The 25,820-nt window shown below is 63.0% G+C and carries 23 protein-coding genes, 3 pseudogenes and 1 riboswitch; of the genes and pseudogenes, 8 read left to right on the forward strand and 18 right to left on the reverse strand.

All coding sequences use genetic code 11. The features are described from left to right. Nucleotides 1-49 precede the first annotated feature (49 nt). On the forward strand, nt 50-880 hold the full coding sequence (locus BG57_RS11870; RefSeq protein WP_035963231.1) for a phytanoyl-CoA dioxygenase family protein: 831 nt from the start codon (nt 50-52) through the stop codon (nt 878-880). Between the two features lie 50 nt (nt 881-930). On the opposite strand, the gene BG57_RS11875 is transcribed toward BG57_RS11870, so the two are convergent. Genes BG57_RS11875 through BG57_RS11890 form a run of 5 tightly spaced genes read right to left on the reverse strand, consistent with a single transcriptional unit; the run spans nt 931 to nt 4,266 of the window. Next, nucleotides 931-1,830: an amino acid ABC transporter ATP-binding protein gene (locus BG57_RS11875; RefSeq protein WP_035963232.1), complete on the reverse strand. Its 900-nt coding sequence runs from the start codon at nt 1,828-1,830 to the stop codon at nt 931-933. Continuing rightward, nucleotides 1,827-2,486, reverse strand: a complete 660-nt coding sequence (locus tag BG57_RS11880; RefSeq protein WP_035963233.1) for an amino acid ABC transporter permease — start codon at nt 2,484-2,486, stop codon at nt 1,827-1,829. Before BG57_RS11880 ends, BG57_RS11875 begins: the two co-directional genes overlap by 4 nt. Then, nucleotides 2,483-3,127, reverse strand: coding sequence for an amino acid ABC transporter permease (locus BG57_RS11885; RefSeq protein ID WP_035963234.1), 645 nt, complete (start codon nt 3,125-3,127; stop codon nt 2,483-2,485). The genes BG57_RS11880 and BG57_RS11885 overlap by 4 nt, the downstream gene beginning before the upstream one ends. 27 nt (nt 3,128-3,154) lie before the next feature. Next, nucleotides 3,155-3,361 (reverse strand): transporter substrate-binding domain-containing protein, encoded by a 207-nt coding sequence (locus tag BG57_RS34225; RefSeq protein ID WP_308743635.1) that lies wholly within the window; start codon nt 3,359-3,361, stop codon nt 3,155-3,157. 8 nt (nt 3,362-3,369) lie between these two features. Further along, nucleotides 3,370-4,266 carry a transporter substrate-binding domain-containing protein gene (locus BG57_RS11890; protein WP_308743636.1) on the reverse strand — a complete coding sequence of 299 codons (897 nt, stop codon included), beginning with the start codon at nt 4,264-4,266 and terminating at the stop codon, nt 3,370-3,372. 290 nt (nt 4,267-4,556) lie between these two features. On the opposite strand from BG57_RS11890, the pseudogene BG57_RS33735 reads away from it, so the two are divergent. Further along, a pseudogene (locus BG57_RS33735) lies at nt 4,557-4,650 on the forward strand (alpha/beta fold hydrolase); the annotation flags it as partial. On the opposite strand, the gene BG57_RS11895 reads toward BG57_RS33735, so the two are convergent. From BG57_RS11895 to BG57_RS11935, 9 genes and pseudogenes are all read right to left on the reverse strand, one after another. After that, a complete protein-coding gene (locus tag BG57_RS11895) occupies nt 4,649-4,906 on the reverse strand; it encodes a DUF1488 family protein (RefSeq protein ID WP_035963235.1) in 258 nt (85 codons plus the stop codon). The pseudogene BG57_RS33735 and the gene BG57_RS11895 overlap by 2 nt on opposite strands. A gap of 84 nt (nt 4,907-4,990) precedes the next feature. After that, nucleotides 4,991-5,516 (reverse strand): annotated as a pseudogene (locus BG57_RS31510) (allophanate hydrolase-related protein); the annotation flags it as partial. Then, the gene (gene uca, locus BG57_RS11905; protein WP_035963238.1) at nt 5,516-9,115 is read right to left on the reverse strand and encodes an urea carboxylase; all 3,600 of its coding nucleotides are present in this window, start codon (nt 9,113-9,115) and stop codon (nt 5,516-5,518) included. The pseudogene BG57_RS31510 and the gene uca, both read right to left, overlap by 1 nt. Nucleotides 9,116-9,289: 174 nt before the next feature. Beyond that, on the reverse strand, nt 9,290-9,931 hold the full coding sequence (locus tag BG57_RS11910) for an urea amidolyase associated protein UAAP2 (protein ID WP_035963316.1): 642 nt from the start codon (nt 9,929-9,931) through the stop codon (nt 9,290-9,292). A gap of 22 nt (nt 9,932-9,953) precedes the next feature. Further along, nucleotides 9,954-10,658 (reverse strand): urea amidolyase associated protein UAAP1, encoded by a 705-nt coding sequence (locus tag BG57_RS11915; protein WP_035963240.1) that lies wholly within the window; start codon nt 10,656-10,658, stop codon nt 9,954-9,956. Between the two features lie 15 nt (nt 10,659-10,673). After that, the gene (locus tag BG57_RS11920; RefSeq protein WP_035963242.1) at nt 10,674-11,465 is read right to left on the reverse strand and encodes an ABC transporter ATP-binding protein; all 792 of its coding nucleotides are present in this window, start codon (nt 11,463-11,465) and stop codon (nt 10,674-10,676) included. Next, nucleotides 11,462-12,277 carry an ABC transporter permease gene (locus BG57_RS11925; protein WP_035963319.1) on the reverse strand — a complete coding sequence of 272 codons (816 nt, stop codon included), beginning with the start codon at nt 12,275-12,277 and terminating at the stop codon, nt 11,462-11,464. Before BG57_RS11925 ends, BG57_RS11920 begins: the two co-directional genes overlap by 4 nt. Before the next feature lie 31 nt (nt 12,278-12,308). Beyond that, a complete protein-coding gene (locus BG57_RS11930) occupies nt 12,309-13,379 on the reverse strand; it encodes a putative urea ABC transporter substrate-binding protein (RefSeq protein ID WP_035963243.1) in 1,071 nt (356 codons plus the stop codon). A 58-nt stretch (nt 13,380-13,437) separates the two neighbouring features. Continuing rightward, nucleotides 13,438-13,537: riboswitch (guanidine-I (ykkC/yxkD leader) on the reverse strand. Nucleotides 13,538-13,863: 326 nt separating this feature from the next. Continuing rightward, nucleotides 13,864-14,280: a hypothetical protein gene (locus BG57_RS11935; RefSeq protein WP_035963244.1), complete on the reverse strand. Its 417-nt coding sequence runs from the start codon at nt 14,278-14,280 to the stop codon at nt 13,864-13,866. Between the two features lie 632 nt (nt 14,281-14,912). Here BG57_RS11935 and BG57_RS11940 point away from each other — a divergent pair. Both BG57_RS11940 and BG57_RS11945 read left to right on the forward strand, forming a co-directional pair. Continuing rightward, nucleotides 14,913-15,506 carry an MEDS domain-containing protein gene (locus BG57_RS11940; protein WP_075583119.1) on the forward strand — a complete coding sequence of 198 codons (594 nt, stop codon included), beginning with the start codon at nt 14,913-14,915 and terminating at the stop codon, nt 15,504-15,506. Further along, entirely contained in the window at nt 15,496-17,103 is a 1,608-nt protein-coding gene (locus tag BG57_RS11945; RefSeq protein WP_052005744.1) for a hybrid sensor histidine kinase/response regulator, read from the forward strand. Before BG57_RS11940 ends, BG57_RS11945 begins: the two co-directional genes overlap by 11 nt. 334 nt (nt 17,104-17,437) lie before the next feature. On the opposite strand, the gene BG57_RS11950 is transcribed toward BG57_RS11945, so the two are convergent. The 3 genes from BG57_RS11950 to BG57_RS11960 form a co-directional block, all read right to left on the reverse strand. Next, entirely contained in the window at nt 17,438-18,454 is a 1,017-nt protein-coding gene (locus BG57_RS11950; protein WP_035963246.1) for a helix-turn-helix domain-containing protein, read from the reverse strand. Nucleotides 18,455-18,528: 74 nt separating this feature from the next. After that, a complete protein-coding gene (locus BG57_RS11955) occupies nt 18,529-19,311 on the reverse strand; it encodes an SDR family NAD(P)-dependent oxidoreductase (RefSeq protein WP_035963248.1) in 783 nt (260 codons plus the stop codon). Between the two features lie 34 nt (nt 19,312-19,345). Continuing rightward, on the reverse strand, nt 19,346-20,878 hold the full coding sequence (locus BG57_RS11960) for an amino acid permease (protein WP_035963250.1): 1,533 nt from the start codon (nt 20,876-20,878) through the stop codon (nt 19,346-19,348). Nucleotides 20,879-21,005: 127 nt separating this feature from the next. Between BG57_RS11960 and BG57_RS33740 the strand changes: the two are divergent. Further along, nucleotides 21,006-21,178 (forward strand): annotated as a pseudogene (locus tag BG57_RS33740) (SMP-30/gluconolactonase/LRE family protein); the annotation flags it as partial. A 522-nt stretch (nt 21,179-21,700) separates the two neighbouring features. Here BG57_RS33740 and BG57_RS11970 read toward each other — a convergent pair. Next, nucleotides 21,701-22,663: a LysR family transcriptional regulator gene (locus BG57_RS11970; protein ID WP_052005745.1), complete on the reverse strand. Its 963-nt coding sequence runs from the start codon at nt 22,661-22,663 to the stop codon at nt 21,701-21,703. A 188-nt stretch (nt 22,664-22,851) separates the two neighbouring features. On the opposite strand from BG57_RS11970, the gene BG57_RS11975 reads away from it, so the two are divergent. Genes BG57_RS11975 through hydA form a run of 3 tightly spaced genes read left to right on the forward strand, consistent with a single transcriptional unit; the run spans nt 22,852 to nt 25,805 of the window. Further along, the gene (locus tag BG57_RS11975) at nt 22,852-23,517 is read left to right on the forward strand and encodes an aspartate/glutamate racemase family protein (protein WP_035963254.1); all 666 of its coding nucleotides are present in this window, start codon (nt 22,852-22,854) and stop codon (nt 23,515-23,517) included. After that, complete coding sequence (cuyB, locus tag BG57_RS11980; protein WP_052005746.1) at nt 23,514-24,278, forward strand: cysteate racemase; 765 nt, start codon at nt 23,514-23,516, stop codon at nt 24,276-24,278. The genes BG57_RS11975 and cuyB overlap by 4 nt, the downstream gene beginning before the upstream one ends. 21 nt (nt 24,279-24,299) lie before the next feature. Next, nucleotides 24,300-25,805 carry a dihydropyrimidinase gene (hydA, locus tag BG57_RS11985; RefSeq protein ID WP_035963256.1) on the forward strand — a complete coding sequence of 502 codons (1,506 nt, stop codon included), beginning with the start codon at nt 24,300-24,302 and terminating at the stop codon, nt 25,803-25,805. Nucleotides 25,806-25,820: the final 15 nt, after the last annotated feature.

The raw sequence follows: 25,820 nt of genomic DNA on the forward strand, positions 1-25,820 counted from the left end.
CCGGACGAGCAAGCGTCTCTTCCAATTGAAGCACCTGACAGGAACGTCCATGACCAAGCATCTCACCGAAGCGCAGGTCGCGCACTTCAAGCGGCACGGCTATGTCTATCCGATGCGTGCGATCGACGCGCACGAGGCGGCGGAGTATCGCCGCATCATCGAGCGGTATGAGGCGTCCTCTGGCGAGGACGTCAACAGGACGCTCAAGATCAAGGGTCATCTGGCCTTGCCGGCGATCGTCGAACTCGGCCGTCGTCCGGCAATTCTCGATGCGGTCGAAGATCTCATCGGGCCGGACATCATGCTGTTCGGCGCGTCGGTCTTCGCGAAAAACGGTCGCGATCCGCGCTATGTGTCCTGGCATCAGGACTCGACGTATTTCGGGCTCACGCCGCACGAGGAAGTGACCGTGTGGGTCGCGCTCACGCCGGCGAATTCGGTCAACGGCGTACTGCGCGTGCTGCCTGGCTCGCACAGCGGGCCGGACCTCAAGCACGTCGAGACGTACGCGAAGGACAACATGCTCGCCAAGGGGCAGACGCTCGTCGGCATTGACGAAAACCTGGCGGTCGAAATGCCGCTCGAGCCGGGGGAGTTTTCGATGCATCACGAACGCACCGCGCACAGCTCGTTGCCGAATCGCTCGGATGACCGGCGCATCGGCTTTGCGTTCTTCTATGTGCCCGCGCATGTGCGATCCGTCACCGGCCGACGCCGGGCGACCCTCGTGCGCGGCGTCGATCGCTTCGGTCACTGGGATGCCGACACCTTGCCGGAATACGACTGCGATCCGCGCTCGATGAGCGAACTGGCGCAAACATGGGGCAAGTACAAGGACGGCGAAGTCAGGCAGGCTGCGGACATGGATGCTCCGCAATGAATTCGCTCGGGCTCGTCGCGGCGCATGCAGGCCCGCGACGGGCCCGAACGTCACGGGCGTTCGGAAGACTCGCTCCAGTCGCCGGCCGCGCGGTGCGGCGAGCGAAAGCGCGCGAGAAACTGCCGCGCGCGGCGCGTTTGGGGTGCGTCGAAGAACTGCTCGGGCGGCGCGCTTTCGATGACCTGTCCCGCATCCATGAACACGACGCGGCTCGCCACCTGCCGCGCGAATTCCATTTCGTGCGTGACGATGACCATGGTCGCGCCTTCCTGCGCGAGCGAGCGCATCACGGTCAGCACTTCGCCGACGAGCATCGGGTCGAGCGCGCTCGTGGGTTCGTCGAAGAGCAGGATGTCCGGCTTCATCGCCAGTGCACGCGCGATCCCCACGCGCTGCTTCTGCCCGCCCGACAACCGTGACGGATACGCATCCATCTTGGCTGCGAGGCCGACGCGATCCAGCAGGCGCTCGGCTCCCGCGCGTACCTCGTCGCGCGGACGTCCGAGGACGTGCAGCGGCGCTTCCATCACGTTTTGCAGCACCGTCAGATGCGGCCAGAGCGCGAAATGCTGAAACACCATGCCGATGCGCGCGCGCGAACGCGCGAGTTCGGCATCGTTCATCTTGATCGACGAGCCTTCGCGCACGCCCATGCGCCGGCCGGATACGTGGATCGTGCCGGCATCGGGAATTTCCAGCCAGTTCACGCAGCGCAGGAGCGTGGACTTGCCACAACCCGACGGACCCAGCAGGCAGACGGTCTCGCCCTTGTGCACGGTGAGCGAGACATCGCGCAGCACATGATTCTCGCCGAACGACTTCGATATGCCGTTGAGTTGCAGGACCGTGAGCGCCGCCGGGCTCGCCGTGCCGCTCGCGGGGGCGGACGACGCTTTGGCGGCGTCGGTCGCGCCCATGACGGTGAGCGGGGCGTCGTTCGAAATGTTCATGCTCTGCGTTCCTCGGCGAATCGGGACAGTAATCCGCTGGCGCCTTCGATCACGAGGCAGATGGCCCAGTACAGCAGCACGGCCGTGACGAACGCGGCGAACGGAATGAAATAGGTAGCCTGAATGCCGTTCATCTGATGCGTCAGCTCACCGACGGCGATTACCGTGAGAAATGCGCTGTCCTTCACGATCTGCACGAGCTGATTGCCGATCATCGGCAACGCGACGGTGAAGACCTGAGGCAGGATGATGCGGCGAAGCAGGCCGAAGCCGTGAAAGCCGTAGGCCCGCGCGGCCTCGATCATCGGCGTGGGCAGGCCTGCCCACGCGCCGCGCAGCAGCTCGGCCATGTAGGCGGTGTTGTAGAGAATAAGCGCGATGGCGCCGGCCCACCAGTTCGACAGACGAATGCCGGTGCTCGGCAGCGCGAAATAGATCAGATACACGAAGAGAAGGAAGGGCGCGCAGCGCATTGTATCGACATAAAGCACGGCGAACCGCGCGATGGCCGGGCGTTTTGACATGAGCGCGGGTGTGAGCAGCGCGCCCAGCGAGAGCGACGCGAGCGCGGCGACCGCGAGCAGCCCGAGCGTGTCGAGCAAGCCGGAAAGCACGTCTGCGCGCTGCTGCCAGACGATCAGAAAGTGCTCTGTCATGCGCGTGCCTCCGCGGGCTGGCGACGCTCGATTACACGCTGCGTCCGGATCAGTACGAACACGATCAGTCCGTAGAGCACCAGCGCGAACACGAAGGGCGGCAGCGGGTCATAGGTGCGCGCGCCGACACGCAAGGCTGCGCGCGTGATTTCGACGATGCCGATGACCGCGACGGCGGGCGTCGACTTGATCTGCAGGGTCATTTCGTTGACGAGACCCGGAAGGCTCGCGCGCCAGATCTGCGGCATCACAATGCGCCGGAATCGCATGCTGCGCGGCATTGCGAAGGCGAGGGCGGCATCGTATTGGTCGCGCGGGAAGTTGATAAGCGCGGCGCGCCAGATTTCGCAGTTGAACGCTGCGGTGCTGATGGTGAGCGCAAGAATCGCGGCGGGCGTCGGGTCCAGCGAGATGCCGAACTGCGGCAGTGCGAAGAAGATCAGCAGCGTCAGCGTCACGGCGGGACACGAGCGGATGAGGCTCACGTACGCAAGCACGATGCGGTTCAGATAGGGCACGCGCGCCCAGCGGATCAACGCGAGGCCGAGTCCCAGCGGCACGCCGAGCACGATGCTGGCGACCGAGAGTAACACGGTCGCCAGCGCACCCTGCGTGATGCTCCAGTAATCGAAGGCGTTCATCGATGCGGGATGGTAGAGGCGTAAAGATCAGTTGACCGACTGCGGCATGTCCTTGTAGCTCGCGCCGAGCCACTTCTGCTGAAGCTGGTACATCTCGCCGCTCTTGCGCAATTCAAGCAGCGCGGCGTCGACCATCTTCAGGACGTCGGTATTGCCCTTCTTAACGGCCCACGCGATGTAGGTCGGCTTGCCAATCGCCTGGCCGACGACGAAGACGTCCGGGCGCGTCCTCACGAGCGAATTCAGGCTGATCTGTTATTCGCGACCGCATCGACGCGACCGAGTCCGAGATCCTGATACGCCTCCGGATAAGACTGATATTCGACGATCTGCTTGAGACCGTTGCCGCCGTGCTTCTTCTTAAGCTCTTCGTTGAAGGACTTCAGGTCCGTCAGCATGGCGCTGCCTGTTTCTGCGCCTACGACCTTGCCGACGAGATCGTCCGCGGTTTTGATCGGCGAACCCTTCTTGGTCGCATACACGGTGACGGCCTCGCAGGTCGGCGACGCGAAGTCGAAAATCTTCTTGCGCTCTTCGGTGACGAGCACCGCGCTCAAAGCCATGTCGTATTTGCCCGTCGTGACGCCGGGCAGGATGCCGGACCATGGCATCACCTGTTGTTTGACGTCGACGCCGAGCTTCTTGCGCATCAGCGCGAGCAGGTCGTTGTCGTAGCCCGTGTTCTTGCCGTTTTCGACGAATTCGAACGGGTTGTAATCGTCCTCGGTCGCGACGCTTAGATAGCCCCGTGCCTTGATGTCCTCCGCGCCGGCCGCATGAGCCGCCTGCTGGCTCAGGCCGAACGTCGACACGAGAATGAGCACGCAAGAGCGAAGAAGCGTGACGGCGGTGCGCTGTTTGGACCGACCAGCATCGCGACGAGTGAAACGGACTAGCATAAGTGCCCCTCTGGTGTTTGTGTGACGCGCACAACGTTCAATGGATGCGCGGTTGCTGGTTGGCGATCGTGAGAGAAGACGATTCGTTCGGGGGAGAATCGTCTTCAAATATGCAAGTGGTATGCCAACGATATGGAGCGGCGCGATGTGCGCAGAACCAACGTTCCACGCGGTGCTCGCACCAACACCCCGGAATGCGTGGTGCACCACGGATGTTGAGGCGGCCTCTTCATCGTGCATGAGCGCACCGAGTTGCTACATGCGGCGGCACGAGCAGCGGCGAGTTCATCGGTGCGTGGATTCGCTTTGATCCCGGCCCTGCGACTAAGGTCGGCCGGACGATGCGACGTGTGCGGAGGACTATCGCGCGCAGAGCATCGACCACTCCTGTGGAGCGCGAGCGCAACGCTGAGCGCGTAAAGCTCAACCGAGCGCCGCCATTGGCAGAGACAGCGAAAATGCCGGGCAAAGGGAAAGATCGTGCCGGAAGGATACTGAACTTACATAGTTTGATTTAACTTGAAATATCCATGAGCACGACCTCTACAGACGACGGCATGCAAATCCTTTTCAAGGACTGGGGCAGCGGTCGCCCCGTCGTGCTTCTTTCACGGCTGGCCGCTTAGGTCTTCGAAAAGTCAGCGTTCGCAGGTCGGATGGTATTCGTCGGCCGTGCGAGCAACTTGCGCCGGGCGACCGCTTCGATGCGGCCGAACGCATCCCCGAACACGCTCACCGTTCGGGCATCGTCCGCAATGGGCGGTAGCCAGAAGAACACCTCCAAGCACTTGCGCGGCACGACACAGGTCACGGTCTGCCCGCGCCACTCAAGGACAAAGCTTAGCGTCTGTTTGTCTGCGGAGATCTGCGCTTCTGGCACAAGGACTTTCGTGGGCGGTCCCGCGGGTCACGGGATGAAGAGGATAAGGCGCGCTGTCGGGCGCGACGCCGAACGCTCACCAGCTACGCCATCGCTCGTATCCCGCCTCATGGCCGGCCGCCGCGTGCCGTCAGCCGATTCCGGCAAGGCGGAGAGTCGGTAGGGAGGCGCGGTGTTCGTCGCCTGAAGGAGACGGACGCCGCGAGCAACCAGGTCGCGATTAAGCGGCAGACCTTGCATATGCGGGCCGTACACTACGATGCGCATGCGATCGTGACTCGCGCGGCGCGGCGCGGCGCGTCGTCATCGAACTCGACGCCTCCTCCGCACGCGTTGCCGCTCACGCGTTCAAGCAGGTCGGCGACGCCGAGCAGACATTGATCCGTGAACGCGCGGCCAAGGACGCCACGCCCCACGGTAGTCCGTTGCTCATGAAGCCGGCGGGCGCAGCCACCGCCGCATAGTCCAGCAGGTAGATGAAGTTCGTGTAGTAGCCGAGGAGCGAATTCGGACCGATGGCATCGCGCTCCAGTTCGGCGAGCGTCACCGGGCGCGGATATGTCGGCGTGAGCACGAAGTCGAGCGTATCGAGCGATGCATCACATAGACTCAGTGACGTTCGATGACCGCGATGCGCTGTCCCGCGCGCAGCGGCGAACCCGGCGCGACATGGATCGCGGCGACGGTGCCCGCGCACGGGGCGCAGACGGAAATCTCCATCTTCATCGATTCGATGACGAACAGTACGTCGCCCGCTGCAACTTCATCGCCAGCGGCCGCTTTCACTTGCCACAGGCTGCCCGCGATCTCGCAGTCGATGGCGACTTCGCCATCCTTGAGCGGTGCGAGTTCGGTGCCCTCGACGAGTGGCGCATCGTCCGCGTCTCCCGATGCGCCCGCTTCGCGCCAGCGCTCGCGTTCGGCCTGAAACGCCGCCTGCTGACGCCTGCGGAACGCATCGATGCCCGATGCTTCGTCTGCGAGAAACGCCTGATAGTCCGGCAACGACAGCTCCGTTTCCTCGATGCGTAGCGGATAGCGCCCGAGCGGAAAATCCGCGCGAATGCGCATGAGTTCGTCGGCGGACACTTCGTAGAAGCGGATTTGATCGAAGAAGCGCAGCAAATAGTGCTGACCGCAGAAATCCGCGGTCTGCGCGTAGTGGTTCCACATCTGCAACGTGCGTCCGACGAACTGATATCCGCCCGGACCTTCCATGCCATACACGCACAGGTATGCGCCGCCGATGCCGACCGAGTTCTCCGCCGTCCACGTTCGCGCCGGGTTGTACTTCGTCGTCACCAGTCGATGACGCGGATCGAGCGGCGTCGCGACCGGCGCGCCGAGATACACGTCGCCGAGACCCATCACGAGATAGCTCGCATCGAAGACGATCTTTCTGACGGCATCGATGGAATCGAGATCGTTGATGCGCCGGATGAACTCGAGATTGCTCGGGCACCACGGCGCATCCTTGCGCACCGTCGTCATGTACTTGTCGATCGCGAGGCGGCACGCGGGGTCGTCCCACGAAAGCGGCAGATGCACAACACGCGACGGCACGCGCAGATCGCTTTGCAGCAGCACTTGCGCCCACGCTCCTTCGACGTTCGCAAGCAGACGCGGGAGCGGCAAGTCGTCAGGACGGTAATGAATCTGTAGCGAGCGGATGCCGGGCGTCAGATCGATCACGCCCGGAAGCGCCTGCGATTGGAGGGACTGCATCAGCGCATGACCGCGAAAGCGCGATACGAGATCGAGTTCCGCCGGGCCGATTTCGAGCAGCAGATGCGTATCGCCCGACACGCGCGCGACAAGTCTCTCGCGGCCCGATCCGCTATCGAGCACGATGGGCGAAGTCAGCGCCGCACGTCGTTCGGTCAGTTCGCCGCGTTCGATTTCGAGCGTTTCGATTTCACGACGCCGCCGCCGCGCGGCCTCGCGCGCTTTACCGATCTCGACGGGAACGAAGCGCACCTTGTCGCCCGCCTTCAGCTGGCCGATGTGCCAGAGGTCCGCTTCGATGATCGTCACCGGACATACGAAGCCGCCGAGACTCGGGCCGTCGGGGCCGAGGATCACGGGCATGTCGCCGGTGAAGTCGATCGCGCCGACCGCGTACGGGTTGTCGTGAATATTCGACGGATGCAGACCCGCTTCGCCGCCGTCTTCGCGCGCCCATTCCGGCTTCGGGCCGATCAGGCGCACGCCGGTGCGGCTCGAATTGAAGTGCACTTCCCATTCGGTATCGATGAAGCGTTCGATATACGCTGCGCTGAAATATTCCGGCGCACCGTGCGGGCCATAGATGACGCGGATCGCGCGAACAGGTTCGAAGCGCAGCGCATCGTCGAGCGTTGCGCCTGCTTGCGCGTCCTCGAGCGGATAAACGTGCAGCACATCGCCAGCGCGGATTGCGCGTCCGCCGTGTCCGCCGAACTGGCCGAGCGTGAAGGTGCTGCGGCTGCCGAGATACGACGCGACATCGAAGCCGCCACGCGCGCACAGATAGGCACGCGCGCCAGCGCCGCGAATCGTGCCGAGCGCGAGCGTCGAGCCCGCCGCGACATGGATGCTGGTGTGCATCGGTTGCGCGATATCGTCGAGCGTGACGGGAATGTTAGCGCCCGTGACCGCGATAACGGCGTCGGTATTGAAGCGCAGCGTGGGACCGCTCATCGTCACTTCGAGCGCGGCGGCGTCGGCGGCGTTGCCGATGAGACGATTGCCGAGGCGCATCGAGCGATCGTCCATCGGTCCCGACGGCGGAATGCCGACCGCCCAATAGCCGAGCCGGCCCGGATAGTCTTGCACCGTCGTCTGCGTGCCGCCGCTGAGGACGTCGATCGTGCTCGCGCGATACTTCAGCGCTTCGAGACAGCGCGTCCACGGCTCGCCCGATGCGAACGGCGCGTCGCCGATGATCTGCCGCAGATAGTCGCGATTCGTCTCGACGCCGTAAAGCCGCGTGTTCGCGAGGGCATCGTCAAGCGCATGGCGCGCTTCATCGCGCGTCGGCGACCACGCGATGATTTTCGCGAGCATCGGATCGAAGTAGGGCGGCACTTCGCATCCGGCTTCGATCCACGTATCGATGCGCAACGCGCGGCCATCGGTTTCTGGGAAGGCGACATCGGTCACGATGCCGGGGCTCGGCTTGAAGTCGCGGCCCGGATCTTCCGCGTACAGGCGCGCCTGGATCGCGTGGCCGCGCGGCTTCAGGCCCGCCATCAGCGAAGCAAGCGGCGCGAGCGTTCCTGCGGCGAGCTCGATCATCCAGCGGACGAGATCGACGCCCCAGACCTGCTCGGTGACGCCATGCTCGACCTGCAAACGCGTGTTCACTTCGAGGAAATAGAACCGTTCCGCCGCGCTGTCGTAGACGAATTCGACCGTGCCGGCCGACCGGTAATCGACGGCTTTCGCGAGGCGGATCGCGGCATCGCAGAGCGCGGCCGATACGCCTTCGGGCAACGATGGCGCGGGCGTCTCTTCGAGCACCTTCTGATTGCGCCGCTGCACCGAGCAGTCGCGCACGCCCAATGCGATGGCGTCGCCTTTGCCGTCGCCGAAGACCTGCACTTCGAGATGCCGCGCCCGCTCGATGTACTTCTCGAGGAACACGCCCGCATCGCTGAAGTTGTTTTCGCCGAGACGTCGCACGGCGTCGAAATGCGCGCCGAGTTCGCCCGCGGTCCAGCACACGCGCATGCCGATGCCGCCGCCGCCCGCCGTGCTCTTCAGCATCACCGGATAGCCGATGCGCTCTGCCGCGTCGAGGGCGGCCGGCAAGTCGTCGAGGAGGCCCGTGCCTTCGAGCATCGGCACGCCTTCCTTCGCGGCGATTTCGCGCGCGGTGTGCTTGAGGCCGAACGCGCGCAAGTGCGCAGAGGTCGGTCCGATGAACGCGATGCCCGCCGCTTCGCACGCTTCGCCGAACGCCGCGTTCTCCGACAAAAAGCCGTAGCCCGGATGAATCGCCTGCACGCCTTCGGCACGCGCGATGTCGAGCATCTTCGCCGTGTCGAGATAGGTCGTCGCGGCGGGACCGTCGCCTAGCGAATGCGCAATCGATGCTTCGCTCACGTGGCGGCTCGCGCGATCCGCTTCGGCATACACGGCGACGCCGGTGACATCGAGAGCGCGCAAGGTTCTGAGAATGCGGCAGGCAATCGCCCCGCGATTCGCAATCAGGATCTTCTCGAACATGGAAAGGGAAGGGTCGTTCGGAGGCGGGCCGTCCCGCCGTGAGCATGGCGAGCCGCGGTCGTCCGCGGCCGCGATCGCATCAGCGATAGCTTCGGTTCAGTTGTTCCCGCGTTGTCGTGCAGCAGCGTCCCGAGCGAACGAGCATGACGTGATAAATCCAGCCGCGGATGCGCTTCAGTTCCATATGATCAGCTCCGCGGGCGTCGGGTTATAGGCGTTGCACGGATTGTTCAGTTGCGGACAGTTGGAAATCAGCACGATGACGTCCATCTCCGCGCGCAGCTCGACATACTTGCCTGGCGCCGAGATGCCGTCTTCGAAGGTCAGGCCGCCTTCGGCCGTCACCGGCACGTTCATGAAGAAGTTGACGTTCGCGCCGATATCGCGCTTCGCGAGCCTTCCGTCGTGCGCACATGCACGCAGGAAGTTGTCGCGGCAGCTATGCATGTAGCGCTTTTCCAGCGCATAACGCACCGTGTTGCTCTCCTGCGCACATGCGCCGCCGAGCGTGTCGTGACGGCCGCAGGTATCGGCGACGATCGTCAGCATCGGATTGCCGAGATTCGAATACAGCACCGAACCGGACGTCAGATAGAGGCTTTGTTGCCGACGCAATGTGCGTTGCGGATCGAAGCGTTCGCGCGGATCGTGAAGGCTGTAGAAGAGCGTATCGACGGCCTGATTGCCCTCCAGATCGACGATGCGCAGCGTCTGCCCCGCTCTCACTTCATGCAGCCACGGTTCGCCCGCGGAGAGCGTTTCGCGATACACCGCGCTTTCTGGATGTTTTTCGCTGACGGTAAGCGCTTGGGTCATGTTGCTCATCTCTCAGGTTCGCTCAAAGGAAAAAGCGTTCGGTGTTGATGAAGCCGCGCACGTTCTCTTCGCATGCGGTACGGCATATTTCCGCCACTTCGGGATGCGATTCCTTCAGTTCCAGCTTGACGGGCTTCGGCGAATATTCGGGATGAGGATCGAGTGGATGCTGGATCGCGGTCAGCACGACGAGCGTGTTCATCGGCGCATACAGTTCGATGTAATCGCCCGCCTTCGAATTGCCGGGCACGAAGGCGAGCGCGCCATCGCTCGTCACGTCGATGCGGCTGAAGAGATTGAGCGTCATCAGCAGGTCGGAGACGTCGAGGCCCCACTTGCTCATCTCGACGAGAAGGTTGTCCGTGCCGTTGCGATAGAAGCCGTTGCGAAGCTCCTGATAGCGGCCCGCGCCGTATCGTTCGAAGACTTCCTGCGCATTCGATACCCCGCCGATGCTGTCGTGCCAGCCGCATGTATCGGCGACGATGGCGGCCAGCACGCGCCCCATGTCGGAGTAGAGGCAATGGCCCGCGGTGAGCTTCGCGGTGTGCTGGCACTTCAGCGAATCCGGCAGATTGAGCCGCTCGCTCTTTTCGCTCGCGTTCACCATCATCGCGCTGACGTTCGCGCCGCCACGAATATCGGTGAGGCGCAGCGACTGTCCGCGCTTGACGATCAGCGACGTATGACCGCCGCCGGGGATCGTTTCTTCGAGTAACACTGTCATGGCGTAGAGCTTCCTTTAGTCGGAGACGAGTTCGATGCTGGATGCGCCCTGCACCGCGGCCTGCGCCATATGCACCGCCGATGCCGGGGCGCGCGTGCGGTCGAGCGGAATGTCGTAGGTGATGCGCGCGCCGTACGCGCCGGGCGCTTGCGGATCGACGCGCACCTTGTCGAAGACGAGCACGCGGCTGCCGAGCGTGAAGCCTTCCTTGAGGTCGTGCGTGACCATGAAAATCGTCAGCTTCGATTCGCGCCACAACTCCGACAACAGCACATGCATGTCCTTACGGATGCCGGGATCGAGCGCGCCGAAGGGTTCGTCGAGCAGCAGCACGCGCGGCTTCATCATCAGCGCCTGCGCGATGGCAAGCCGTTGCTGCATGCCGCCTGAAAGCTGCTGCGGATACTTGTCGATCGCCGCGCCCAGGCCCACGCGTTCGAGCATCGCGGCGGCTTCGTCGCGTGCGGCGCGTCGCTGTGCGCCGAACAGGCGTCCCGTGAATTTCGCGCGCGGCAGTTCGAGACCGAGCATCACGTTGCGCAGCACGCTCAGATGATTGAAGACCGAGTAGCGCTGAAACACGACGCTGCGATGCGCGTCCGGTTCAGCGGGAAGCGGCTCGCCGTCGAGCAGGATCTCGCCGCGCGTCGCCCGTTCCTGTCCGAGCAGCAGGCGCAGGAACGTGGACTTGCCGCAGCCGGACGCGCCGACCATCGAACAGAATTCGCCTTCCTTCACGGTAAGATTCAGCCGTTCCAGCACGACCTGATCGCCGTAGTTTTTCCATACGTTGCGAACGACGATCATCGCGCGCCTCCGCCGTACCACGGAAAGCACCATTGCGTGAGGCGACGCAGCAGTTCGTCGGTGAGCCACGCGAGCAGCGTGATCCACGCGACGTAGGGAAGAATGAGATCCATCGACAGATAGCGCCGCACGAGAAAGATGCGATAGCCGAGCCCGTCGGTCGAGGCGATCGCTTCCGCTGCAATGAGAAAGAGCCACGCTGCGCCGAGCGAAAGCCGGATCGCGACGAGCAGACGCGGCAGGAGCTGCGGCAGAACGAGCCGCAAAACAAGTGTCCAGCTGTTCGCGCCGAGCGTTTGCGCCTTGATCCACATCTCGGCCGGAATTTCGGCGGCGCGCGCATGGAGATCGCGAATGATCATCGGCGTGATGCCGACGACGATCAGCACGACCTTCGACAGTTCGTCGAGACCGAAGACGATGAAGAGAATCGGCAGTACGGCGAGCGGCGGCACCATCGATATGACGGTGATGAACGGCGAAAGCGTCGCGCTGACGAGCGGAAACGATCCCGTCGCGATGGCCGCAACGAGCGCGATCGCCGCACTCACGACGAGCCCGATGCCGAGCCTTCGCAAGCTCGACGCCGTATCGGTCCACAGCAGATACTCGCCTGTGCGCCTGTCTTCGATGAAGGCGGCGGACTTCATCGCATCGCTCATCTGCGTCGCGCTCGGCAGCAGCTTGTCGTCGGGATTGTCGGCGAGCCGCATCGAAGAGCCGGTGAAATACACCGCGAGCAGCACGACGAACGGCAGCAGTAGCAGCATCAGCGCGCCGGTCCTGCTCGGATGTCGATTGATGAGTCGCATGTTGACCGCCTTGTAGTAGACCCTCAAGCGCTCAGAGCTTGCCCGCCGCCGCCATCTCGACGTAGGCCGGATCGAAGCGCAGCTTCACGTTGTTCTTGTTGCCGACGACGACGCCCTTGTCGAACGCCATGCCGACGGCATCCGCGCTCTTCGCGGCCTGTCCGAGCAGGCCGTGATCGAACGAGAACTTCGCGACGCGCGTCATGATTTTCGGCATGTCGGGGCTGGTCACGAATTCGAGCGCGGCCTTTGGCGTGTAGAAGAGGGCGGTGGTCGAGAGCTGCCCCTTGAAGTTGGCGAGATCGGTGCCGGACGCCTTGGCCATAGAGGTCAGCGCGCTCGTCGTTTCGGGGGAATCGCCGTGCATTAGTGCGACCATCTCGAACCATGCGCCGGTCAATGCCTTGCCGAGCGCCGGGTTGTCCTTCAGCGTCTTCGTGTTGACGACCATCATGTCCATGATCTCGCCGGGAATCTTGCTGGAGTCGAAGACTTCGGTGACGTTGGGCTGCGCCTTCAGGTCGGCGAGCATCGGATTCCATGTGACCGTGTTATGCACCGTGGGCGTGGCGAAAGCGCCGGAGATATCGGCGTCGGATGTATTGACCACCTTGAGATCGCGCTCGCTCATGTGCGCGCTTTCGAGTGCGCGTGCGAGCAGATAGTGCGAGACCGAGAACTGGACGAGGTTGATCTGCTGGCCTTTGAGATCGGCGATCTGCTTGCCCTTGCCCTTCATGAGCACGCCGTCGTTGCCGTTCGAGAAATCGCTGACGATCAGCGCCGTCGAGTCCACGCCGCCCGAAGCCGGGATCGTGAGCGCGTCCATGTTGGTCATCGCGCAGCCGTCGAACTTGCCGGCCGTGTATTGATTGATGGACTCGACGTAGTCGTTCAGCTGGACGACATCGACATTGATACCGTACTTCTTCGCCCACTTGGAGACGATGCCTTGCGTCTTGGCCTGGCCCCACGGCATCCAGCCCGCGTAGATGGTCCAGCAGACCTTGAAGTCGTTGCGCGGCGCGGCGAATGCGGCGCTGGACGCGATAGCGGCGACGGAAATTGCGGCGATGCCAAGAAAGCGAGCGAGCTTGCGCATGAGGTTGACCTCGAGGAGACGGTTGGCGACGGCAGGGAGCAGCGCGACACATCGCGTTCTCTCCCGGGCTTTTATCCCGCCGTGTAACCTCGCCTGAGGTCGACAGCTCTCGGACCAGCATCCGCGTGAAGCAGACCGGAACCCTAGCCGTCCATTTGCAGATTGTTCGATGAACCGGATGACGCGCCGGCTCCTTGCATGGCTAACTATGCGTAAACCGTGCCAACCGAAATTCGCCGCTTCGTGCGACAGCTTTGCGGTTGCATGCCCATTTATGGGGAGATCTGTGCACCAACCAGCTTTCTATGCACTGGTGCGACGCGGGTACCGGCGCTATGCCCGTAAATGAGGTCATGCACCGCCATGAAGACGCATAGTTTCCTAGGCCACTGAGTTCTTACTTGTACGGGCCCTTGTTCGCCGGATGGGCAGTGTGGCGCCCAGCCGGTAACTCGGCGCCGGCTGCCCGGGCACTGCGCGACCACTAAAGCACGAGGTGCAGAACCAACACATTGATTGCAATGCCTGAGCCCACGAAACAGAAGCCCTCGATAGCAGCAATTCCGGCACGTGGTTCAACGCGCATGAGGGACCTGAATGCGGCAATGACAACGCCTGTGCAGGCGCCAAACACACAAATCAAATAACCAAGCCAACCTAGGGTAAATGCGCTCCAGACATAGGCGAACGCGGTGAATGTAGCGTACGCGAGAGCCATTCCACCGAGCAACTCGATGGGCGATTTGAACAGTAAGGCGGTGCCCAGCGCCAACACTTGAGGCATCGACCAATGGGCTAGATTCGGCCAGAAGTTAGCTCCGCTCGGCGTGCCATACGCGTCGACGAAAAACATGTACGTCAGCGCAAAGCCGACGAATCCGACTTCCAAGGCACGTCGCATGTTCTTTTCTCGTTGGGTGCGGCACAGGGGTGTCGAGCACGGTATTTCGCGTTGAAAGGAAGGTCGCGAAGAGGAATTGCAGCGTCATTCGACATCGAGCGCTGGTTAAGCGTGAGGTATCCGAGAACAGCATTGGCCATTCGCAACCTTAAGCATGCGATCAAGCACGCATCACTCATTTCTCAACGCTACCCTCGAAGCATCAGAGTGCCGTTACTCCCGCGCTTGCAGTTTAGATGGCTGACTGTTTCTGCTTTGGAGAATCGAGGGTTGCACTTCGATCGCGCCGACCTTTTATGTTAGCGGATGCGAGAAGAAGTAAGGACGATTAACCCACCACCGATCGACCCAACGATACGCACTTGTCCCCCAAGCCATACGGCTGGAAAGGAAGCGCAAACGACGGGGTCGCTGCCCGTCAGCGGCACGACGCGCGTGCTACGGCTGATCACGTTATGCCGACAAGAGATGCACGTCGCATAGAACGGTGGGCGACCCGTAGCGTATCATTAGTCCCACCCGACATTTTCATCGAGAACCGTCTTATGCATCCGCCGACACTCGCCGGTACCCCGCTCAACGCTTACCACGTCTGCGCATTTTTCAACAGCCGTGACGAAGAGTACTAGACGTTGAACCCCTTCTTCAAAGAGGCGGTAGACAACGGCGAGAAGAATATGCACATCATAAATCCCGCCCTTATGGCGGATCACCGCGCCCGGTTGACCGCTTCTGGAATCAATGCCGCCCACTGTGAGGCCTGCGGCCAACTCGCGCTCGTCTCCTGGGGCGACGCATATCTGGACGAAGAAGGCGCATTCAACAAAGACCGCATGTTGAGCGCTGTTGACCGTCTAACGGGGACGGGGCGCGATGCGGGCTTTTCGCGTCTGCGGATCATGGGAAATATGGATTGGGTCTTCGACGACCCACAGGCGGCACTCAACCTGATCGAATACGAAGCTGAGGTCAATGAGGTGCTCGAGCGCAACCGTCAGCCCGCCATCTGCGTATATGACATGGCCAAGCTATCGGGCGCCATGTTGATGGATTTATTGCGGACGCACCCATTGACGCTTATTAATGGTGTCGTGCAGGAAAATCCGTTCTTCACTCCGCCGTCGGACATGATCGGTGAACTTAACCGGCGTCGATCGCTTGAAGGAAGCCGGATCGACGAACCACGCGGCAATTGGAGTGAATTCGTGGCAGGCAATGGCCGCTGACGCAGTCCGGGTGGCCCTATCGCCAGATGCCGCCGAGCGCAGCCTGCGAGATCTTATGGGCCTGCTGGCCCTGCCGGCATTATGGGCCGGACGCGACGGCCGGACGATAATCGAGCTCATGACGCAAGCCGTCGAGCGAATTGTCCGTCTCGACATATGCTATGCGCACGTGCCGTTGCTGCCCGACGCTGCAGCATTCGATATCTTGCGCTTGCGGGGAGCGGAAGCGACTGCGGATGCACGTCAGGCGTGGGAGCCTGCGGTCGAAGCGTGGCGGCGCATGCCGATCGGCCCGCGCCCGGTGCTCAACGCGACCCCAAGCGGCGAGCAGCGAATGGTACGGATGAGCATGGGCTACACCGCTGGTCAAGGCAGCGTGTGGTTCGGGTCTGCAGACCCGTCGTTCCCCTCGGTGACCGACATAGCATTTCTACGCGCGGCGACCTCGTTAGCAGCGGCCGGGCTACAGGCCGCTCGAGCCGCACACGAGCGGGAGACGGCGAGCAGGGCAAAAGACGAATTCTTGGCTATGCTCGGACATGAGCTTCGCAATCCACTGGCCCCCATTACGACAGCGCTGGGGCTTATCCGCAAGCATCGTGGGGGGACAGCAGACAAGTATCACGACATCATTGAACGGCAGGTTTCGCACCTGTCGCGCCTTGTCGAGGATTTGCTCGATGTTAGCCGCATTACGCGCGGCTCGATAGAGCTACATGTCGAACCCCTGCGGATTGGATCAGTGTTGACGCGGGCCATCGAGGCCGCGAGTCCATTGGTTGAGCAACGAGGCCAAACCTTGTCTCTAAGCGTGGTCGACGACGGGGCGATGATCTCGGCCGATCTGACACGGCTCACGCAGGTGTTCGCCAATCTACTCAATAACGCGGCCAAGTACACGGATGCCGGCGGGCACATTGGCGTTGACGCGGTAGCCCGTGCGACGGAGATCATCGTTTCCGTGTCAGATAATGGCGCGGGCATCGATGATGACTTGATGCCCCGCCTTTTCAAGATTTTTGAACAGGGGCGAACCACCATCGACCGGTCTAAAGGCGGACTAGGGATCGGCCTTGCGCTGGTGAAGAATCTTGTCGAACTGCATGGCGGCACGGTCGCCGCGAGCAGCGACGGGCCCGGAAAGGGTTCTACCTTCGTTGTCACGCTGCCACTCGCGTCGCACGCGTTGGCGGCGGCCGATGCAACGGTGCCAGCGCAATCGCTTCCACAGGGCAACGGCATTCGGGTCCTCTTGGTTGACGACAACGAGGACGGTCTTCTGTCGATGGAAGCGTTTCTCACTGAAGTCGGATTCCATGTCGCAACGGCGAGTAGCCCGGAGACAGCACTGGCGGTCGCTGCGGATTTTCAGCCGCAGTTTGCAGTGCTCGACATCGGATTGCCGGGCATGGACGGCTACGAGTTGGCCAAGGCACTGCAGCGGCAGCACGAGGTTACACCCCCTCGGCTTTTTGCACTGACGGGTTATGGCCAGGCAGAAGACCGAAAGCGCTCTGCCGACGCTGGATTCGAACTTCATTTTGTGAAACCGGTGCCGCTCATGGAGCTAGTTGAAGCGTTGAGCTTGGTCCAATGAGTGACTGAGACTAGCGAGCCAGACACGCGGCCTGCCGTAGTAACGACGAGTGGCCGACAGAACGAGACAAGCCGCCGCTAGAGCAACAGCGGCGCCCCCGTCGCATGAAGGCTGGAAAAGCCGTTCAATGACGTTAGGTCGCGCGTTCGATGAGGCGGAGCATCGAACGGCTGAACGGGCCACGGAACCTGCCTTACAAAAAGCAACGTCTGAGCGTCGGCCATGGCCGATTCACTTTGTTCCGGCCCGCAGCTTGTAACGGCGGCGTGCGCTCGACAGCCGCTATACGCTTGCGCACGCTCGATCTTGCCTTGCTGTACACCATGTCAGGCACTCAAACGGACCCAAAGGTGTGTTTCGACGCAACGCGCCTCGCAGTCGCGGACGGCAATTCGCCGAACATGCGGCGATAGTCGTTCGCGAAGCTGCCAAAGTGCAGGAAGCCCCACTTCGTGGCCGCGCCGGTGACGCGCTGCCCCGACTGCAACTCGCGACGCACATGATTGAGCCGAACTGCGCGCAGGTAAGCCACGGGATTCAGATCGAGCGCCTGATGAAACGCGTATTGCAGCGTCCGGCGGCTGATGTCCAGTTCGACACAAAGTTCGGCTACCGACAGCGGGCACGTGGACGGCTCCTGCAGCCGTTCGTTAACGGCGGTCACGACGCTCCAGTGCCGCGCCGACGCCTCGCGCGCTCGGGGCGGCGCGTCCGAGGGTGCGAGGAGCACTTCCGATACCGCGTACATCACCGCCCGTTCGACGATGCGCTCCTTGCCGGCGGCATCATCGTCCGCTGCGTGCGATACCGACGCCGATAACGCATGACGCAACAGCATGCGCAGGTTCTCGGCTTTGGCCGATGTCATCGGCAGCAGCGGAGCAAGACGTTGCGCCCGAAGCGATTGAGCGAGCTCGCTGGTCTGCGATGACGACATGCGCTCAAACGATATTTCAATGTTCACGAGCATATGCCGGTCCGGCGAATAGAACTCGAAACGCGGCAGACTGGAAAAGACATGCAGACTGTCGCGCTCGCTGCGTTCGCCGCACAGCCGCGCGTGACCTTCGAGTTCCAGCGGAACGCCGATCACGATCCGGTCGGATGCAATCGCGCCTTGCTGAAAGATCACCTTGTCGAGCCGTTCGACGAGCAGGCGGATGCCGCCTAGCGAGACCATCGACAGCGACCCGCTGAACGGGCCGCTCGAAATCTGCGTGTAACGCGCGTCCCAGCCGTCGAACGCGCTCGCCTGTTCATCGACGCTCGTGTACACGCTGAACGACACGCCCTGCGCCTCGAAAGACGTGCCGCTGACTTCGCAAGTGCTCGGCTGTAAAGGGGCGGTCATAGTCGTCGTGGGTGACGGTCGATGACCGATTCTACCTAGCCGTTACGCCGAAAAACAATTCGCGAAGCGGCCGCTCAGGTCGCGGAAAAGCAGTTATCGACGAACAGGTGCGTGCCATTGACGAAGCTCGATTCGTCTGATGCGAGGAACAGCGCCGCCGATGCGACTTCGGCCGGCTCGCACAAGCGGCCTTGCTGAAGCGCGATGGCCTCCTCAGTAGCATCGACACCCATCGCCTGAAGGTCGCGCAGCTCCCGCATGCCGTGCGGGGTCCTGATGAAGCCCGGTGCGACCGCATTGCATCGGATGCCCTTGTCACGGTATTCGACCGCGATCGCGCGCGCGAACATATGACATGCGCCCTTGGTCGCGTCGTAGAGCACTTCGCCGGGCGTCGCGTACACCGCCGATATCGACGACGTGCAGACGATGCTTCCCTTGCCCTTGGCGAGCATCTGCGGCAGGACAGCTTGCGTCATCAGGTACATGCTCTTGACGTTCACGCTCATGAGCCAGTCCCACTCCGTTTCGTCGATGTCGAGAAACGGCTTTACGATGAGCGTGCCCGCGTGATTGAACAGCACGTCCGCGTTGCCGTAGGCGTCTTTCGCGGCGGCGACGGCAGCGAGCACGTTGGAACGCTTCGAGACATCGGCGCCGAGGCCGATCGCATTGTGTCCCGCATCGCGCAGGCTCGCCGCGAGCGTTTCGGCAGCGTCCTTGTCGCGATCGACGATCGCAACGCGCGCCCCGTGCTGCGCGAACAGCGTGGATGCCGCCGCGCCGCATCCGCCCGCGCCGCCGCTGACGATCGCCACTTTGCCGGCGAGGCGGCCATTCTCAGCAGATTGAATCATGCGTTCTCTCCCTCGTCTCATGCAAGATGACTATCTAGGCGGACTGATCGATGCCCGGCTCGATCTCGCGAGTGCGTCGTGATTTCTCGTTCGTGTCGAGCACCGGCGGCCCCTTGAAGCTGTTGCGAACACCGAAGCCATACCAGATTATGAGCAGCGCGACCAAGAAGCCGACCAGCACGTACAGCACTTTTTCGTTCGGCGGCTGAATGCCGACGTAAGCCAGTACGAGCGCGCCGATCAATGCGAGAAGCGCACACGGCTTCGACCAGACGCCGAGCTGGAACGGGCCTTTCTCTGTCCACGTGCGACCTTCGGCGAGCATGCCGGAGCCGACGGGCATCGCGTAGGAGATGTAGAGGAACACCGCGCTGCCGGCGCTCAGCACGGAGAAGGCATCGCCGTAAAGGGTCACGAGGATCGCCAGCATCGCGCAGGTCCAGATGGCCGGGCCCGGCGTCTTGTGCGCAGGATTCACCTTGCGCAGCAGGCGCGAACCGGGCAGGCCGCCGTCGCGCGCGAAGGCGTACACCATGCGCGACGTGGACATGATGGCCGCCAGACCGCACACGTAGTTGATGAAAAACATCAGCAGTTCGAGGACGACGCGCAGCGTCTTCGGAATCGGCGCGAGGATCGCCTGGAAGAAGCCGGTGCCTTGCTTCATCGCGGCGGTGAGGTCGGGCATCACGAGCACGAAGGCGCAGACCATTAAGTAGCCGAACACTGCCGACCAGAACACCGACCCGATGATCCCGCGCGGCACGTTGCGCGCCGCGTCGTGGGTCTCTTCGGAGGTATGCGCGGACGCATCGAAGCCGGTGATCGTGTAGGTGACGAGCAGGAGGCCCGACATGAAGGCGAACGGCGTCGCCTGATGCGGCCACGCGCTGCCCTCGGAGCCGGTGAAGTTCGTGAACGTGGTCAGGCGATGCAGGTCGATCGGCACCGGCGAATAGATGAGGAGCGATGCCACCAGCACGATCGTGACCACGAAGATCAGGTAGCCGGAGAGATCGGTGATCTTGCTCGCGATCCTGATGCCTCGCGCATTGAGAAAGGCCTGCGAGAGCGTCAGCAGCGACAGGAACGCGGTCTGATGCCACCAGTTGAGGGTTCCCGGGTCGACGCCGAACATCGGCGCGATGATCGTCTTGAAGAAGGGATCGTAGGTGCCGAAGTTGATCGCGGCGATCACGAAGATGAGCCCGATCAGGTTGATCCACGCGCAGAGCCAGCCCCATCGCTTGCCGCCTAGTATCGAGCCCCAGTGATAGAGGCCGCCTGCGGTCGGAAACGACGACGCGATCTGTGACATCGAGATCGCGACGATTAGCGCGAACATCGCGCCGAGCGGCCACCCGAGCCCGACCGATGCGCCGCCCGCCGCCGAAAAAGCCAGCTGAAAAGCCGTGATGCCGCCCGACAGGATGCAGATGACCGAAAACGAAATGGCGAAGTTGGAGAAGCCGTTCATCCGCCGCGAGAGTTCCTGCGCGTAGCCCATCTTGTGCAGAAGGCCCACGTCGGCGTCGGTGTGGGGATCAAGCTGAAGTTTTGGATCCATGAGTCCGCTCCCTGATGATGGCCGGGCGCACGGCTGTGGTATCGCCCTGTTCAGGAAAGTACGGCGCCACAAATCGACGGACTATCGGATTTCGGCAAAGTGGCGGCGGCCCGGCTGACGCGCGGGATGGGTCACGGACATTCCCTACGGCCGCATGTTCCGCATTTCGCCTTCGGGCGTTGGATCTCGTCGCGCAGCATGACGGCGAGCCGGACGGCAGCGAAGCTGTTCGACGATGCGCGCCTGCTCGTCACCGATTACCGCGACGGCCTGATGCGGCTCGACATCGAGCGCGCGGAAGCGGCCGTCGAACTGTGGCCTTGGTCGTTGATCGCCTCGTCCTTGCTCCAGGGGCAAAATCGGGCGATTGTAATGAGCGGAGTGAGCGAGGGTGCTTCGACGTGGGCCAGAGCGTGGTGCCGAGGAAAACCAGTGGCCCCATAAACACCGACCTTTTCGGTCAAGCGCTCAGGAGCTGCAGCAATTTCGCGTTCGCCGAAAGGGCAGTGCGGTGCGCGGCTCACGTGAGCTGTTTCGTGAGAGACGAATGACGTCGGTTCCCTTTTCAACCTGATCGTCCAGGGCGCTGATTCGCTCCGCCGACTTCGGGAACCGGCCATTTACCGACGCTCGCCGCGGAACGCACGTGGCCTACTTGAACGGCTCCTCCACGGTCTCTTATCGGACATCCAAACGTTGAGCGGGGCGGACCCGGCACCCGGCCGCATTGAACATCAGCTGCACTCATTGTGGGGATGATGGTGAGGCGCATTCACTATTCAGACATTGTCCGAACCGGATGGCTGTCGCCTCATTAGCATTTCACTTCGACAACGCCTTGCAGCTCCCGCGCGTCGCGCCCCCGACCCGCTCGCGCAGCACGCCTTCCATGATTTCGATAAAGCGGCGCGCCGCGCTCGACAGCGGTTCCACGTGCGAATACACGAGGCTCGCAGTCAGCCGGTGCCCATCGTCGACACGCATGGGAACGACATCGAGCGCGTCGCGGGTCGCGCCGTCGATGCAGAACGGATCGACGATCGCCACGCCAACGCCTTCCTTCGCGAGCGTGCACGCGCTGATCGCCGAGCGCACGCGCACGACAGGCTCGGGCCGCCGCTCGCCGCCGAACACTTTGCCGACGATGCGCCCGAGCGGCGTATCCGGCTCGTAATCGATCCACGGCATCGCGGCGACCTGCTTCGGCTCGATCGCCCGCCGCCGCCCGAGCGTGCCCTTCTTCGCGACACACAGCACACGCCCGCTCTGCAGCGGCACCGTAACGAGATTGGGGTGCTCCACCTCGAACATCGACAAGCCGATATAGCCCTTGCCGAACAGCACGCGGGGCACGAGATGGTTGTGAGTGAGCGGCTCGAACTGAATGGGCAACTGCGTGAACTCGCGATGAAACCGCGCGATGGCGAGAGGCACCAGATGCACGCCGAGGCTCGGGCTGCACACGATATTGAGTTTGCCGCTTGATCCATCGGCGAGCGAGCGTACCAGACTGTCGACGCGTTCGATGCCTTCGTACGCGCGCATCACTTCATCGAAGATGCGCTTCGCTTCCGGCGTCGGATACAGCCGGCCGCGCGTGCGTTCGAACAGCAGAAAGCCGAGCCGGCTCTCGGTGACCTGCAACACGCGGCTCACCGAAGGCTGCGCGACATACAGCGAACGCGCCGCCTCGCTGATCGACCCGGTCATCATGATGGCGCGGAAAACTTCGATCTGACGCAGGCTCATCGAGCGTGTTTGCGGGGTGGCTTCGTCGTAATTCATTGGTCTCTTTGCGGTACTGGAATCCTGGCGGCGCTGAAATTCTAGCGTGCGTCGGCGCTTTCCTGGACCCATGCATCGAGGCTATGGGTTACCAAATTTGGCCTATTTCACGAGGATTTACGTCGTTGTTATGGTGCGAACAGGTTGTACCGCGTCGTGCGGCCGAGCCAAAATCACTTCGACTGACCATGACCGCGCCCATCATTTTCCTGAACCCGAACGGCCTCGCGAACGTTACGCGGGAGATCGAGAAGACCGTGCGCGCGCTTCGCGCACAGGACGATGCCCCCGTCGTGTTCGAAACGCTCCGCGCGGTTCCCGGCGGAATAGTGACCCAACGGGACTCAGACCGCGCCGCGATTGCCGTGGAGGGTTACGTCGCTGCTCACGAAGCGCAGGCAAGCGCGTTCGTGATCGCCTGCTACAGCGATCCGGGGCTGCACGCCGCGCGCGAGGTCACGTTGAAGCCGGTCATCGGCATCGGCGGGGCGGCCATGGCCACGGCGCTTGCGCGCGGCTCGCGCATCGGCGTGATCGCGGCGAGTACGCGCGGCATGCCCCGCCATTGGCGCACGTATCACGCAATGCAACTCGGCGGGGCCATCGCGGGCGAACGCGCGGTTAATCTCGGCGTGGCGGAATCGGGCGAGCGTGAAGCTGCGCTCGGCAAGCTGCTCGCCACCGCCCGCCTCTTACGAGATGAAGACGGCGCGGACGTCATCGTGCTGGGCTGCGCGGGCATGACGCCCTTGCGCGCCGAACTGGAGCAGATGCTTGGCGTCCCCGTCATCGATCCGTGCTCGACGGCCGCATCGCTCGCTTTCGGCGTGGTTCGCGAGCGAGGTCTCGCATGAGCGAGGCGGCTCCGTTTCCGCGTCTGGGCGTAATCGGCGGCATGGGCCCGCTCGCCACCGCCGACTTCCTCGTCAAGCTGATTCAGGCGACGCCCGCCGCATCGGATCAAGAACACATGCCAGTGATTGTGCATAACGTGCCGCAAGTGCCGGACCGCAGCACGGCGTTTCTCGCAGGTTCCGACGCGCCTTGGCCGCATCTGCTTGACGGCCTGCGCACGCTGGAAGCGGCCGGTTGCGCCGCCATCGCCATTCCCTGCAACACGGCGCACGTCTGGCATTCCAGGCTCGCGAGCGAAACCACGGTGCCGGTGCTGCATATCGGCGACAGAGCGGTCGCCGCGCTCCTGCGCCAATGTCCCGATGCGCGGCGCGTCGCGGTGCTCGCCACGGCAGCGACGCTGAAGGCGTGCATCTATCATGACCAGCTCGCGGCGAGCGGCATCGAAGCAATGTCGCCCGATGAAGCGATGCAGGCGAACTACGTGTCAGCGGGTATCGCGGCGGTGAAGAGCGGCCGTATCGACGATGCGCGCGCACTCCTCACGCAGGCATCCGACGCACTGATCGCGCAAGGCGCCGATGCGCTCCTGATGGCGTGCACGGAGATTCCGGTGGCGCTGGCGGGCGTGCTGCTTCCGCGCCCGGCAATCGATCCCACCGATGCGCTAGCGCGCGGCTGCGTCGACTGGTGGCTGGCGGCGCGTAATGAAAGCGCGGGACGCGAAGCGCCGAGCGCGAACCTTGAAGCGCAACTTTGATTTCACAGCGGAACGAACAACATGCAGCAGTTTGACCTGACCATACGCCACGGCCTCGTCGCATCCGACGAAGCGGTCTATGAAGCGGACGTCGGTATCATCGGCGACAAGATCGTCGCGGTGGAACGCGGCCTGCCCGCCGGCCGCCGCGATATCGACGCGACCGGCCACTACGTGCTGCCCGGCGGCATCGACACGCACTGTCACGTCGAGCAGCGCTCGGGCATGGGCGTGATGGGCGCGGACGACTGGTACTCCGCAAGCGTCGCGGCGGCGCACGGCGGCACGACCATGATCGTGCCGTTCGCCGCGCAGCATCGCGGGCATTCGCTCAAGCAGGCAGCCGAAGAGTACACGGCGCTCGCCACAGCGAAATCGGTGATCGACTGGAGCTATCACCTGATCGTCTCGGAGACGGACAGCAAGACGCTCAACGAAGATCTGGTGGAGCAGATCCGACGCGGCATCACGTCGTTCAAGGTCTATATGACCTATGAGGCACTGAAGATCGACGACTATCAGATGCTCGACGTGCTCGCGCTCGCCGCCCGTGAACGCGCCCTTGTGATGGTGCACGCCGAGAACAACGACGTCATCCGCTGGGTCTCGCAGAAGCTGCTGGAAAGCGGCAGCACCGCACCGAAGTTTCACGGCACGAGCCATGTGGCGCTGGCCGAAGGCGAAGCGACGCATCGTGTAATTCAGCTTGCGCGCCTCTTCGATGCGCCGGTGCTGATCGTCCACGTCTCCGCACCCGATGCGCTCGCGACCATTGGCGCGGCGCAGCGCATGGGCGCGCAGGTCTACGGCGAAACGTGCCCGCACTATCTGTTGCTGACCGAAGACGCCATGGATCTTCCGGGCGTAGAAGGCGCGAAATATTGCTGCAGCCCGCCGCTGCGCGATGCCGGTTCACAGGAAGCGCTGTGGACCGCGCTGAACGACGGCGTGCTGCAAACGGTGTCGTCGGACCATGCGCCATATCGTTTCGATGAAACCGGCAAGCTGCCCTATGGCGACGCCACCACGTTCAAGCAGGCGGCCAACGGCATGCCTGGGCTCGAAGCGCGCCTGCCGCTCATGTTCTCCGAAGGCGTGAACAAAGGGCGCATGACGCTGCCCGAGTTTGTCGCGCTCACCGCGACGAATCACGCGCGCATGTACGGCATCGCGCCGCGCAAGGGCCTCATTCAGGCGGGCGCGGATGCGGACATCGCCATCTGGGACCCTAAGCACGAAGTCACGCTGACGGCGTCCGCTCTGCACGACCGCGTCGGCTATACGCCGTACGAAGGCATGACAGTGACGGGCTGGCCGCGCATCGTGGTGAGCGCGGGCCGCGTGATCGTCGAGGACGGGAAGTTTGCTGCGCGCGCCGGCAGCGGACGCTTCGTGCCACGCAGCACGCCTCTGCCGTTCCAGAACGAGCGGCCCGTCTCCGCGCGCGGCCAGTTCTTCCGCTCCCTCGCCATCGGCGAAGCGCGGGAAGGTCACACATCGTTCGGCTACTCCGATCGCCAAAACTGAAAACGAAAGAGGAAG

Origin of the sequence: Caballeronia grimmiae, assembly GCF_000698555.1 — a bacterium.
GTDB lineage: Bacteria > Pseudomonadota > Gammaproteobacteria > Burkholderiales > Burkholderiaceae > Caballeronia > Caballeronia grimmiae.

Bases quoted from the DNA above. Each gene is read 5' to 3' on its own strand.
- BG57_RS11870 (WP_035963231.1), top strand. From the start codon at position 50: ATGACCAAGCATCTCACCGAAGCGCAGGTCGCGCACTTCAAGCGGCAC.
- BG57_RS11875 (WP_035963232.1), bottom strand. From the start codon at position 1,830: ATGAACATTTCGAACGACGCCCCGCTCACCGTCATGGGCGCGACCGAC.
- BG57_RS11880 (WP_035963233.1), bottom strand. From the start codon at position 2,486: ATGACAGAGCACTTTCTGATCGTCTGGCAGCAGCGCGCAGACGTGCTT.
- BG57_RS11885 (WP_035963234.1), bottom strand. From the start codon at position 3,127: ATGAACGCCTTCGATTACTGGAGCATCACGCAGGGTGCGCTGGCGACC.
- BG57_RS11890 (WP_308743636.1), bottom strand. From the start codon at position 4,266: ATGCACGATGAAGAGGCCGCCTCAACATCCGTGGTGCACCACGCATTC.
- uca (WP_035963238.1), bottom strand. From the start codon at position 9,115: ATGTTCGAGAAGATCCTGATTGCGAATCGCGGGGCGATTGCCTGCCGC.
- BG57_RS11910 (WP_035963316.1), bottom strand. From the start codon at position 9,931: ATGACCCAAGCGCTTACCGTCAGCGAAAAACATCCAGAAAGCGCGGTG.
- BG57_RS11915 (WP_035963240.1), bottom strand. From the start codon at position 10,658: ATGACAGTGTTACTCGAAGAAACGATCCCCGGCGGCGGTCATACGTCG.
- BG57_RS11920 (WP_035963242.1), bottom strand. From the start codon at position 11,465: ATGATCGTCGTTCGCAACGTATGGAAAAACTACGGCGATCAGGTCGTG.
- BG57_RS11925 (WP_035963319.1), bottom strand. From the start codon at position 12,277: ATGCGACTCATCAATCGACATCCGAGCAGGACCGGCGCGCTGATGCTG.
- BG57_RS11930 (WP_035963243.1), bottom strand. From the start codon at position 13,379: ATGCGCAAGCTCGCTCGCTTTCTTGGCATCGCCGCAATTTCCGTCGCC.
- BG57_RS11935 (WP_035963244.1), bottom strand. From the start codon at position 14,280: ATGCGACGTGCCTTGGAAGTCGGATTCGTCGGCTTTGCGCTGACGTAC.
- BG57_RS11945 (WP_052005744.1), top strand. From the start codon at position 15,496: ATGGCCGCTGACGCAGTCCGGGTGGCCCTATCGCCAGATGCCGCCGAG.
- BG57_RS11950 (WP_035963246.1), bottom strand. From the start codon at position 18,454: ATGACCGCCCCTTTACAGCCGAGCACTTGCGAAGTCAGCGGCACGTCT.
- BG57_RS11955 (WP_035963248.1), bottom strand. From the start codon at position 19,311: ATGATTCAATCTGCTGAGAATGGCCGCCTCGCCGGCAAAGTGGCGATC.
- BG57_RS11960 (WP_035963250.1), bottom strand. From the start codon at position 20,878: ATGGATCCAAAACTTCAGCTTGATCCCCACACCGACGCCGACGTGGGC.
- BG57_RS11970 (WP_052005745.1), bottom strand. From the start codon at position 22,663: ATGAATTACGACGAAGCCACCCCGCAAACACGCTCGATGAGCCTGCGT.
- BG57_RS11975 (WP_035963254.1), top strand. From the start codon at position 22,852: ATGACCGCGCCCATCATTTTCCTGAACCCGAACGGCCTCGCGAACGTT.
- cuyB (WP_052005746.1), top strand. From the start codon at position 23,514: ATGAGCGAGGCGGCTCCGTTTCCGCGTCTGGGCGTAATCGGCGGCATG.
- hydA (WP_035963256.1), top strand. From the start codon at position 24,300: ATGCAGCAGTTTGACCTGACCATACGCCACGGCCTCGTCGCATCCGAC.